At 47.1% G+C, this 13,412-nt stretch carries 4 protein-coding genes; 2 read left to right on the top strand and 2 right to left on the bottom strand.

Going from position 1 to position 13,412, the window contains the following annotated elements:
* Positions 1-18 precede the first annotated feature (18 nt).
* Positions 19-729 (top strand): heparan-alpha-glucosaminide N-acetyltransferase, encoded by a 711-nt coding sequence (locus Q1B11_RS09255; RefSeq protein WP_299731105.1) that lies wholly within the window; start codon positions 19-21, stop codon positions 727-729.
* 88 nt (positions 730-817) lie between these two features.
* On the top strand, positions 818-1,726 hold the full coding sequence (locus Q1B11_RS09250; protein ID WP_299731102.1) for a hypothetical protein: 909 nt from the start codon (positions 818-820) through the stop codon (positions 1,724-1,726).
* An 8-nt stretch (positions 1,727-1,734) separates the two neighbouring features.
* On the opposite strand, the gene Q1B11_RS09245 is transcribed toward Q1B11_RS09250, so the two are convergent.
* Both Q1B11_RS09245 and Q1B11_RS09240 read right to left on the bottom strand, forming a co-directional pair.
* Entirely contained in the window at positions 1,735-2,601 is an 867-nt protein-coding gene (locus tag Q1B11_RS09245; protein WP_299731099.1) for a sterol desaturase family protein, read from the bottom strand.
* Positions 2,602-2,695: 94 nt separating this feature from the next.
* The gene (locus Q1B11_RS09240; protein ID WP_299731096.1) at positions 2,696-13,405 is read right to left on the bottom strand and encodes an Ig-like domain-containing protein; all 10,710 of its coding nucleotides are present in this window, start codon (positions 13,403-13,405) and stop codon (positions 2,696-2,698) included.
* Positions 13,406-13,412 lie beyond the last annotated feature (7 nt).

Genomic DNA, 13,412 nt, shown 5'->3' with positions numbered 1-13,412 from the left:
TGACCAATAATAAAAAATATGTTCAGTACCAGCATCGTGAATCATTCAAACCGTTACCCAATTATCGACTGGCTCCGGGGTATTGCTATCATCTTGATGGTGGTTTTTCATTTTGTGTATGATCTTCGCGCTTTTGATCTGATTGCGTTCGACACAAAAGCGCTGTGGTGGCGACTGTACAACAATCTGATTATATTCCTGTTCCTCTTTTGTGCAGGGTTGGGGCTCTACGTTTGTCATCGTCAGGGAATCCGCTGGGAGGTGGTCAGGAGGCAGGTGATGAAATTGGGGGCAGCTGCTCTCTCAATCAGTGTGATCACCTGGTATCTTTTTCCCAATAGCTGGATCTACTTCGGGACACTGCACTGCATTCTGGCCAGCTATCTGCTGGGCTTACTCTTTGTGAAAAAGCCATTGCTTGCGCTAATGGTCGCAGCTGTAAACTACCTCAGTCTGCTATACACCTATGAAGCATCTATTGAGTTTCCTCGCTTTGGAGAGCAAGGCTCGTTGGACCATATTCCACTGTATCCGTTTGGAGCAGCTTTGTTTTTGGGGGTTTTTGCGGCTTCTATTGGGTTTCATCGGCTTTCTTTGCCCATAAAGTCTGGTAGTAATCTAATTCCTTTTCTAGGACGGCATTCATTGAAGATATATCTTGGACATCAGGTCATTCTATATCCACTGGTGATGGCATATGCCAACTGGGTTTTTTCTCTATTGCAATAGCCGGGTAATTCTCCTATTGTGCTCGAATACTAATAATAAAGCGTCGATTGTCGTTTTTTTCATAAGGCGCTAATAATGGAGTCTCAAAATGGAAAACACTCAGTGGGCCTGGGCCTGGTGGAGTTCTCTGGTTCTCATTAATATCATTAACCTTGCCATTGCTTTGGTATTCTTCCGTCGAAACAAGAACGATCCTGAAAGCAATTCTTATCTGAAACGGATGAAGCTGATGGGCGTTATCTTTATAGCGGTGGCTTTGTACCGCTCCATCTTTGTTTCCAGCTATTTAGAACAACTGGCATGGTTCGATACATTGGCAAACAGTTCTGTACTCATTCGCAGTATGGCGTTGTTTGCAGAGTTGTCTTTTGCGGGACTGTTTATGGGGGCTATGCTTAAGCTGAATGATGATTTGAGGTTGTATCGTTCTACTGAAAAGTCCTTTGTTGATACACTGGTGAGTCAGTCACCCAAGTTTCTTTTCCTTTGTATATTTATCGCTCAATTCTTTGCGACGACAGCACTGATTACTAAGTTTGAACTGCTTTTTGCAATTGAAGAGACCCTGTGGGGAATGGCGTTTATTTCAGTTGTTCCTTTGGCGATTAAACAACTGCGGGCAGTATCGGTGAGTAATCACTCGTCCTCCGAGCTAAGGCTGATAAAGCCTTTCGTTTGGATCAACATTACCTGGCTGGTGGGTTATTGCAGTTACTCTGTCTTCTATCACTTGCCTATTGAGTACTGGCCCCATGTGCTTGAAAACCTGAAGCAGGGTAACTATCAGATATTGACCGGGATTCAAGCCGTTAAAAATGCACTGTTGGTGGTGAATGAGACACGAGATTTGAGCCAGTGGGGTGGCGTTGGTTTTGTGATCTGGCATACAGGCTACTTCAGTATTTGTGCATGGATTGTGTTGCTGTTGATGAATGGTCCAAGACTGCTTCCTGCTCGGGTGAAGGAAGCAGCCTCCGTTGAAATTCAGGCTGCGTAAAAAACAACTCACACTTCAGCAGCCTCAGGCTTTCTCATTGTCTGACGACGAGACAGCCTGAGTTCTTTTTCCTGCTGATGGATCTGCTGGGGTGTTAGGCCTGCTCTTCGTCCTTTCAGGTAGCGTAGATAGGCTGGAATGTGGGTTTTGCCAAGGTATTCATCAAGATAGGGCAGAAAGCCCGCATAGTTTCCCTTGAACTTGGCATGATGAAAATCGTGATACACAGGCCCTTTATAAACCGGGAAAAGGTGTGCCGGATTCCAGGGGACATCATATCCAATATGCCCATCTGCACCTTCAACCTGGCGTATAGCGACCCATAACCAAACGACATAAATGTGAGCGCCTACCAGCATTGGGCCGACGAGTGTCAGGCCGGCAGTAAGAGTATACTCCAACCAGTTCATGTAATTTCCGTTAATACCACAAGTGTTGTGTATGCGATGGTGCACACTATGCACATGTTTCATCAGCCACTTGTTTTCGTGCATATAGCGGTGCATCCAGTAATAAAGGAAGTCATCCAGTAATAGGAAAAACATAAGCTGAGCAATGATGACGTACCAGGCGGGGAGTGCGCCATTATGAACGGCAGTCAGTTTCATTAATGGCCAGACGGCTACGAGAAGCGCCGCAAGAATGCTGTTGTTGATAATAATTCGAACAATGGACGGCCATAAATATTTGTCAAATTCGAAAGGCTTCTGCTGGATTTTGTATTTTCGTAGTGGCTCAGGGTCTAACCAGGCGACAATAGTCCAGGGTATGGCAACCAGTAAGAAAGAAGCCATGCTGATGGCCAGTGTTGCCATTGGATATTGCCAGAACCAGAGGTCTGCATAAAACCCCTGCCAGTGTTGCAGTACTTCCATGATGAAACCTTACTTATTGTTGTTTTTATGTCATCTTCTTTGAACCACAATATGTGTACTTTGACGTTAAATTGCAAACGCAAGCGTTGAATTTCTACAAGTGGATGCCGGTAACGAGAGCGTTCTGTTCTATTTGCTGTCTTAAAGCGTCCTCTGAAGTTCCTCCCTGTCGCCAGTCGACGCCAGTGAGTTCAATGGTGTCGGTCCATTGGTCAGGTTCAGAATTAGCGATGTTAAGGTAGGTATTGTTGTTCTCATAAGTCAGGTTCATGTAGTGATAAGGGTCTGCCACAGCATCTTTTGACAGGTAGCTGGCAATATCGATAACATCTTCATTGGGCTGAAAGCCGATGACTTTATTTTGATAAGGCGATTCTGCTGTGCCTGCATCACTGTTGACCCAAAACAGCGTATCTTTTGCATGAGCTTCGCCATCAAGTATGAGCTGGTTATTTCCGGGCCCCGCCTGAATTTTGCTGCCTTCACTGTTGGCATAGATCGTATCGTTACCGGCACCACCATACACGACACCGTCACCGATTAGCTCTGATGCTGGGGGTACGTGCAGGATATCAGTTCCGTCATGACCGTACTGGTTAGAGACCACCAGATTACCACTGCTGACGAGGGTGTTTAGATACTGTGCCGATGTCATGCCCGAACTGTTGGGTAGCAGAACATCCATGGGTACAGCATCCAGTAATATATTTTCTGATTCAACGGTAATCTGGGTGCTGTCCGCCACATCGGATATAACGACCTGTTCTGCAAGCGTGGTGCTGTCCCAAATGCCGGTTAGTTTCAACAATTTACTCAGGTCAATATGATCGACACCCGGATCGTAATTGTGGATGTTTGTACGGCCAGAGTTGCCTGTCTGAAACGCAAAAGTATCCTGATGATTATGTTCTGTGGAGCCATAGCTGCCGGCCCATATCTGATTATTGCCAGAGCCGGGGTAGATGATGGTTTTACCGGCACCTGCAGCAATTACATCGTTACCACTTCCGCCAGTAATCACTGGAACACTGCCATTGGCAATGAGGATGTTATCGCCAGAGACGCCCGTCAGGTTCTGATGGTCGGCAGATATCGTAACATTGACGGGTATTGCGCTACTGGTCTGACCGTCACCGTCGCCGACATCGGAGACTGCCTGAACGCTCAGGTTATAGCTGGATACCTGGCTGTCTATCAGATAGAGGTCATTTAACTCAGTGCTGGTTAGCGCCACTGAACCTGTGCTCAGAACCAGCCCAACCGGTTTTAACTGGCTGTCCACTAGGCTGGCATGTTCTGGCATGCCACTGATTTCAACATAAAGCTCGGTACCTACTGGTGTACTCACAGCCATGGCGGGGTTGATAACAGACGCATTTATATCCAGAGGGATAGCGGTGTTGGGTGTTGCAAAAATATGGTTACCAGTGACGTCCAGAGTGGGAAGGTCGCTTTTGGGTAGAATATGAATAGTACTTTCTCTGATGACTTCTGGACCATAGCTGGTGGTCATACCAGTCGTTTTATCAACGGACTGGAGAGTAATGGAAATGTTGGCTGTGCCATAACCATCACCGGCGTTAAAATTTACCTGGTTTATGACCGCGCTGCTGGTTTCCATTGACGCGAAATAGCCTGAATCCGTCGCGACAAATGACATCACAGGGCTACCGGGTATTTGCAGGGTGGGTTGTATCGCAGCACTCTCTTTAGGGAAAAGGGTGTTTGAGTCGCCGGAGATGGTAAAGGTCATCTTCAGCCCTTCGGCGAGATCTTTGCTGTCGGAGCTGGTGTCTGTTGTCCGGGCATTAAGATCGAACGACAATGGCGTGTTTTCCTGCCCGGTGTATTCTTTTTCGAGAGAGTTTGCGGTTATGTGGTCGGCTACTGGCTGGATATTAACGCTGAACGTTGCTTGATCCATGCAAATGGTAGTTATGGATTTTTCATGGCTGTAAGCATTCAGGGTCAGATTAATGATTCCGCTGAAATCTTTTGGTGGTTGTAAACTCAGGGGCTCGATTACACCGTTGGCCGAAATGAGTTCTGACGGAACTTGCCATTCTCCACGGCCATTAAAGGGCAATAGTTTCCCTGATTGTTCACTCAATACAGCACCGGCAGGTACGCCCGATAGGGTCACGGATAAAGTTTCGCTACCATCCGCATCGTTTAGGCGTGCTGAAAGACCGGAGATGGTTACCGTGTTGTCTTCCTGGCCAGCCTGATTCATCGTGGCGATATTGGTGCAGTGATTGATGGGAGTCACCGTCAGGTTAATCTTCTCGGGGAAGGATTGCCTGTCCGTTTTTCCTGTACCCGGTGCAGTATCCAGTACTTCTACAGTAAACGGCAATGTATAGACACCCGGCGTGGCTCCGCTTTCTGGTGTAAAGGTAAAGCTGCTAATACGTTGCTCAAAAGCAGCCTCACTTTCCCCGGCTTGCCGTACTGCGGTGTTATTTGTTAAGCCCGAGCCGTTGATATGAATTTGTTCTGGTGGTGTAAAAACGACACTTTCTAACGTTTCAGAACGGTCTTTGTCACTTGGTTGAATACGCAGGTTCAAAGGAGAAGGCTGGCTGTTACTACTCCACTCGGGTGCAATGGCATCGGGTGTGGTTGATACGGAGGGTGGATCCGCAATGGGTGCAATATCAAAATCAAGGTCAAAGGTGGTGGAGCTGACTTTGTCGGAAAGCTTATGTTGCTTCAACGTCTGATACTGAATGGTTGAGAGCCCGGAAAAATCGTCGGGTGGTCGAAATTTCAGGCTACTGAAATCCTCAGGGTTTATCAGATAGGAGATTATCTGACCATTATCTCCCCAGTAGTTTGAGGTGCTGCCTGCCAGTGTCCAGTTATTCAGATCATTAACATGTATCTGGAACGTCGTCTGTTCATCCTCTGTCGTATGAGCCAGACTCAGATCAATGCAGGCTTCAGGAATCGTTAACCAATGGTCTTCCTGTCCCTCAGTGGGCTCGCTGCAATGTACGATATTGTCAGGAGGAGTCGGTTCTTCCGAAGCGTGGCTGTTTATATGATCTACCGTCACGGCCCATCTGGCGTAACGGGCTTCCTGGTCTCCGATGTCTTTGACGATCCCCTTGATTTGAATTGAGTAATCACCGAGTTCAGTAAAATGGACGGACACACCTTTCAACCCGCCGCTTTGTACCAGCCAGGCTTCGTTATCGAAAATCAGTTGTTGTGATCCTGACGTGGCCAGGTTCCAGCCGCTGGTCACCTTATCGCCGCTGTGTTGGTCAAAGACATTAATTTCATACTGAGGTACTTTACTGGTCATCAGGGCTTCACTGCCATCGGAGTCCGTTGAGATCAGCTTGAGATTGTTTAAAGGGAAATCATTGCCGGTCATAGGCGGCGGATTACCAATAATGGCCACCTGAGTGTTTTCATTGGGATTAAAGGGTGAAGGCTCTGGTTGCTGGCCATCGACTTCCCCTTTCCAGTCGATGGTGGAGGAGACTTTAATCACTTTACTGCTGACCAGTCCGTTCTGGGCATCGCGGATCGTCAGGTCATAACTGAAGTGTGTAGTATGGTTATCCGGTGTTGGGTAGTCATGGTTGATCGTACCGTCGGGGTTGACGGGGACGATCACTATTTTCTCATGTTGTAATGCATTTTCCAGAGCCTGTTCACTTCCCAATAATTTCGCGAATGAACCCTCTGAATTACTCCTCAGCCTACCATCAATCATGACACCAAAGCCCTGAGGCAGATTGATGTGGTTGATGTCGGTGATGGACTCACTTCCATCGTCGTCTTTTAAGTGAATGCCCTGCAGGGAAAAAGGTGCGCCGCCGGATTGATAGCCACCTTGACGGTTAATGGAAACTTCAACGCCTTTCAAGGTGTCGCTGATTTGATTCGGTGTATCAATAACGGGCTGAAAAATACCTTCAAGTTGATAGGTGAAGGTCTGACTGGCACCATCCAATTCGGTGACAAGCACATCCATAGGCAACAGGACAGTCCCCGCAAAGTCATGGGGTGGTTTGATGGAATAGATGCCTTGTTTAAGGTCTTCAGGGCTTATTTGATACATGGGTTCACCCTTCACAACTCGTGCGATAGGGGGCGGGTTTCCATGATCATCCAGCAGCCGAAACTGCTTGTTCGGTAAAGAAATGACCGAATTCAGGTTTTCTGAATCATCAATATCGCCAGATATCAGAGCAAATTTCAGGGGTAAGGCGCTATCCTCAAAACCATGACCAATAATGAAATCTTGTTTGGTGTCGTTTAGTTGCCAAATTTCATTGGAGATGATTTCAGGGTGATCTGGCACACCGGCTATATCAATCTGAAGGTAGCCATTGTCTGAGATGGCCTCGCCAGCCCCGAAGGCAGGCTCTATTTCATCCTGACTAGACTCACGGCTAATGGCGTTGATTTGCAGTTTCAGGGTTGAAAAATTGGCAGAGCTTCGGTCTTCTGCAGGTTGATAAAATAGATGAGGAATAGCGTCTCCGGAGACTTCAAAGAACCCTTTACCGGGACGAATCTCATTCCATGTTCCATTGTTGTTTACCCAGAGAGAACCTATGGATTCACCCGCTTTAATCAAGGGCGTTATTCTTAAAAAGAGACTTTCCGAGTCATCTGCATCTGTCAGCGATGCTTTTATGTGATCACCAATGTCAATCTTCTGGTCTTCATACCCGTTAATAACGGCCAGATCTGATTGTCGCCCCGCTGGATAAACGGTCAGTATTGGTTTATCAGCGACAGGCACAACATTGACGATCAATACTTTTGGAGTGCTGGCGGTTTTGGTGGCGAAGTTGCCTTTTTCTGTTGCCGTCGCATTGACGTGTATTTCTGTGCTGCCTGCCCAGTGCTCTCTGGGAGTTATCGATAATGATGAAAACTGCTCAGGGGATAATTTTTCACCAGCAGTAACCGGGTTGCCATTAGGCAGTGAGAGGCTCAGATCGGGAGAGAGTTGTGTGATTTCATAGGTTAGCTTTTCAGAGGTGTCTGTATCCTGAAGCTCTGCCTTAATAGAGGGATTTTTGGGCTGCAGAGGAAACGTGCGGTCTTCCAGTCCTGTGATAACCGGTAATTGATCAGGCCAAATAGGCGCATCAGCTATGCCGTCAATATGAATGACCAGTTTACTGTTGATGCCTTGATCAGGGCCAGGGTCTGTATGAATGTTGGCGTGCAGTCTCAGAGTGATTTGGTGGTTTTTTAGCGTAAAGTCCGAGGCGTTTTCTGCGGGAAGGTAGCCTAGATCACTGGCAGTAAAGATTGCATTTTGATTCACTGAGGATTGATGCAGGGCATCGAGAGGAATGTAAATGGTACCTTTCGTCGCAGGCAGTACCTGATCATGCCACAACAGTTTTCCGCCCTGTAGGTCAACAGCTTTAACCGACAGTGTATTGATGGTTTCGTGACGGTCAATATCTCCCAGGTTGATGGAAAACTGAACGGGGATGGGGGTGGTCGTGTCTTCTTCTCCCCGGGCATTAACGATTTTTTCAAATCTTGCGGGTTGATCACGGATAGTGATTTGAAATGGCGCAGTACTGACGTCGCCATCACCATCCTGAATGATGCTGGTCATCTTCAGGGTGAAGTTTTCACCCTGAGCGTGGTCAATATGAGGTTTGGTTATCAGCCTCCACTGACCGTTACTGAGCACAGTCAGCCTGCCTGCATCGGTATTGAAGTCGACTTTGCCGGATTTTCCAATAGTATGGATAACGCCGTTGTAGACAATACCGCTGACGGATGCACCATCAATATCGGCGTGTAAGTCATCATTGGTAAGCAAATTGCGATGCTGGGCGAATCCTACAGTTTTACCTTCTATCGTAATAGGCTTGCCATCTTGACCAAAGAAATCACCATGTGCTTCAGGAACAGTATCCATCACTGTGTATTTAAACGTCATTGGATGGCTATTAACGCTTTTATCACTGTCGCTTAATATGACCGGGACATCAAAAGTGATCGATTCGGAATGGTTTCCAGAGGTAATTGGGTGATCCAGGTTGTCTAACTGTTCAAACTGAACGATAGCGGTCGTGGAGGTTGGATAGGACACTGAAAAACGAAAAACAGGGAAGTGATCATCTTCACGGCTAATGGTTAAGACCGAGTTGTCTTTACCTGACGAGGTGAAATCGACTAATGATTTGCCATCAGAACTGTACTCCAGAAATTCTTTTCTAATAGCTGGCACATCAAACCTGAGTACGGGGCGGTCTGAACCGGGCTGGAATTCAAAAGAGCCTTCAACCAGTGTGCTGTTACCTTTATTGATGTCGGTGGTACTGGGCGGTTGATGAATACTTTGGGTAACCGGGAGTGCGCCATCGAGAAGCCAGAGTTCAAGAGTGTCGTTCACTGTCGAGCCATCGGCATCTCTGGCTTGAAGTGTTAATGGCATTGATCTGCTGGCTGTGTGTTCTCCAGAAGGCGTGAGGTGATCAATGTAGTTTAACCACGTAACCCCAACTGAAGTATTAATGGTTTCTCCAGCAGGAACAATGATGCTTGACCCATCGGGCTGCACGGTAGACAAATCAAGGATATGAGTGCTTCTGTTTTCCCCATCCATAGACCAGGCTTCCCAGCGCTCATTGGGGTGACTGTTTGAGCCTGCTGGGAAGAATTTAATGGGGAGTCCATCCGATGTGATCCTGTTGCCAGTGTCGTCAATAACAAAGCCTGTAACATCACTGTCAGGTTTTAAAAAGAAAACATCGTTAATGATATCGCTATCAGCGCTTACCTGCAGAGGTACTCGCTCAGAAATTCCGTCGCTGAGATAGATGGGTTCTTTCAGCACTAGATCATGGAGATCCAGAGACAGATTTAGCTGGCTGTGGTCTGTAATTTCCACCTCAAGTTGCGCTTTGGTGGTATCTCCATCGCTATCAGATACTGCGACATTGATTATAAGAGGCCACTGACCTTTATCCTGATTCATACCTTGAGTCAGTGTGGCCGTGTAATGCAATGTTGACGGTGTGGATGCAAGTGGAGCGTCATCCAGAGTCAGGGTGAGTACTGGGTTATCCAGCTGTCCAGCTGTGTAGAGTGTTATCGTTTGGCCATTGTTGGCTATTTCCAGAGGCAAATCATTGGAAAATAAACCATTGAGGCCCGGTTGATCGGAAGTGAATTGCCAGCTGGCGGGGTTTATCGGATCGGCATTGGGAATGGCGCTAATAGTCCCTGTGGCTGTGGCTGGAAGATTGTCTTCTTCCATATGAAGCCGGGAAGATTGAATCAGTGCGGGAGGTGCGCCATCAATAATCGTGGTTGTAAGCAGACTTTCCTGTTTCGCCAATGTACCGTCAATATCCTGATAAGTGAAAGGCAGTTTTAGTACGATTTGTTGGTCACTTATGTTTATCAGGTTTGAACCACTGATGCCGTGTATGTGATCCAATGGTTGATCCAGCTCCCCGAGAACCCGCACAATCTGGTGATCAACGCCTTTACCAATTTCCTCCAGTGTCAATTTCAGTACAGGTTTAACGCCGTTGTGGTCATTGATAAAACCATCTATATGATTCTTGTTAATAGTGAAAGTGACAGGGTTTCCAAGAGAAGTCAGTACGCCGTTAAGCATGTCCGGGTCAGCCGTGAAGGTCAGTGTCATCGGATCTATGGCATCCGAACCATCACTGCTAAGGGCAACAGGTTGACTGGATTTATAGACTGGATATCCGGGAGAGCGACTCATGCTCTCTTCTTCCATAGTCAGGTATAACTGGTCTCCACCGGAGGCCGGCGCGCCATCAATAATAGAAACAATGGCCTTGGCTGATGCCGTGTCGCCACTGCTGTCAGTGGCGGTGTAGTCGAAGTTCAGTTTGATTGGGTCACGATTTTTCAGGCTTTTTTTCGCAGTGAATTGATAATCACCATTAGCTTGAACGACAAAATCACCGTACAGCGTTTTGATGGTCTGGTTTGGTAGGTAAGAAAATGTGTTGTTGTCGGGTGGGTTTTCAATCAGTGATTGAGGGGTTGGTTCGACGGCAGTGACGGTGAGAGTATCCAGGCAGTGTTGATCATTGGCCAGCAGATTGCCAGTGACGGTTTTTCCTTCAACCACTTGAATATTGTCATCATAAAGGGTGACTGTACCGTCTACCATGGTCAGGTCAATGGTATGCGTGGCACTGCTGATGTCCTGATCCGTGGCGGATATTACCATCGGAAGTACCGCAGGCGACGATGAGACAACATTAAGGTTGGCTATTTGCAGAATCTTAAGACTGGCCTGCAGGTTTCCAAGCGCATCGGCGTGAATATTTTGCAAGCTGATGTCCAGAACCGGATCACCGTAAACCGTCGACAATGTCAGGCTCTGATTGTTTGGGCCAGGGTGCAGGTTGGTTAGGTCCAGAGCGGCACCACCACTGTTGGGGAAGTCGTCGCCCAGTGATTGTTGTAAAGCGGCAGTGGTCGCATTTAGGTTGAATTGCAGCTTGGCCGGTAACAGAGGATCGGAACCTTTTATTACCTCAAGAGATCCATAATCTGGACTGGGCGCGGGTTGTTCGCACTCTTGATCAATGATCATGGACTTAACGGACGCAGGGGCGAAAACAGGGGCAGGGCCATCCAGTACATAAAAGGTAATGGGCGCTGTATCACTGTCTCCATCCTGATCGGTAACTGTGATATTGAACGTATCGGTTAAGGGTTTATCGGGCAAATGAATCTGTGCTGGTTTTGCTTGATAGTTCCAGCAGCCGTCTATAGACGCATAGAGGGTTCCGTACTGTCCGGTGAATGGATATAAGCCAGTAAATGGATCTGCGGTTGCTGGGGTGATGGCGTTAACAGGAATGTCATTAATAGCCGTCAGCTCACCACCATCCGCTCCCAACTGATTCGGAGTGAATAATTTACAACTGTCGTTTGGTGGGATCTGGCAGGCATTGTCGCCACAATATTTTACTTCACCTTCGATCACAGACACCGGTGGATGGTCAATGACTGCGGGGCTGTCATCGAAGATGGAAATTGAAAATCCGGCCTTCGAATGATGAGTTCTATTATATTTAGCTGAATACAGACTTTTCAGGTAAGGGATGTTGAGTATTATGGCTTCACCGTCGCCCATGATGGAATAATCCAGGGGCTTGTGAAGCGTGGCGATGGCATCCTGATCTCCCCGGGCAGGGAGCGTAATAGAAAAGGCGGTTTGAGTTTCATTCTTGTTCTGGTAGATGGCTTTTAGTATTTGTGAGTTCGCCTGTTCCTGAGTTTGCCAGGTTAAGGGGAAGGTATTATTGTCATCAATTACTTTAAGTTCTGCTGGTAAATCCCTTAAGTCTGCAGCTGAGAAACTGAGCTGTGTCGAATGGTTGGCGATTGGGTTAATTATTTTGGTAAGGGCACTGCCTTTGTTTTCTTGTAAGCTGGCTTCGTGAAAACTAATTGCTCCGGGATTACCAAGAGGCACCATCTGATCTCTGACAACAGTACATGCTCGGTCTTCTGCATAAGCTTCAAAATAGTCACTGGTATTGTTAAATGGAACATAAAGAGATGATGTCTCCCAACTGGCCTCTGTGACCAGTGCATCGTAGGATGCAAGGGGAGTGGGTTGATCGGACTTGGTGTAAAAATTCAGTTGAACCACTCGATTATTATTTATTCCTGTGGTCTCTCCAGTAATAGCTGAATAAAGGAAATCCGTTTGGTAGCTATCTATGTCATTGATCCAGACTTCCGCTTTTGTATCAATGGTTAATGGGAACTCAGCGGTTGACGTATTTCCGGCAATGTCTTTAGATTCTGCTTTTAACTGATAAATTCCATCTTTCAATGGCTCTGTAAGTTGCACTGACCATTGACCGGTGTTGTTTATTTTGAGCCCGCTTACTTCTATGTGGTCGTCAATTAACAGGCTGAGCGTTGCTCCAGGTTCGGCAGTGCCTACAATTAGAGGACGATTGTCGCTAGTTGGGTTACCGAAATAATACCCTGGGTGACCGTAGCAGGAGTCACTTTCGTGGGCGAGCGCCAGGGTCACTGGGGTGATTGTATCCAGGAGAAATGTGGTGGTGTCGGAGACATCCTGTTTGGAACCGTCACTGATCTGCGCCGTTATTTTAATGCTTCCATCATCCAGTTCTTTTGGTCGGTCAGACAGTGAAAGTATTGCTTTCCAGTGGATACCATCGTCATCAACCCGGGTTTCCTGTTTCAGCTGGTGACCATTGTGATCAGTCAGGGTGAGAATAATCGGGGTCATGGGTTCAACATTGATTACAGTACCCGAGACAGTGAGTGATGTGGATTCCTGACGATTAACAATGTTGTCTGCGGTGATGGGCGTATGAATAAAAATGGCTGGCAGGATAATGTCACCTCCCGAAAACGAGAGCTTGTTGAAATCCTCATAACCAGAACCCTGTTGAGATTGCCAGCTTGTGTGGAAGCCGGAGGTAGGACTTACCGCTAAAATAGCCAGTGGGATTATTTCTGGTGACGTAATACCCGACACATTACTGGCATGTTGAGTTTGAGAAATTGGATGTTGGTCTGCTGATGTTTGTCCACTGCTATCAGTGATGCTCTCATGCAATGGCGTTGAGTCCGGCTGCTCCCCTTTGATTAAGTTAATTGAGTTAATTTCAATCCTAGAATCATCATTCAACTCCAGAAGGGTGCCGGACTCCAATAGCTCTCCTTCATATACTCGTTCTCGTACATTGTCAGCCGTGACTTGCCAGACGACTCCACTGACAAGGGTGACGATGCCAGGACTGCTAACCAGAATGACTTTATTCATAAGGAAC

The sequence above is a fragment of the uncultured Endozoicomonas sp. genome (genome assembly GCF_947495845.1).
Taxonomy (GTDB): domain Bacteria; phylum Pseudomonadota; class Gammaproteobacteria; order Pseudomonadales; family Endozoicomonadaceae; genus Endozoicomonas.
Note: the sequence above shows the minus strand (reverse complement) of the source record. Positions and strands in the feature narration are given on the sequence as shown.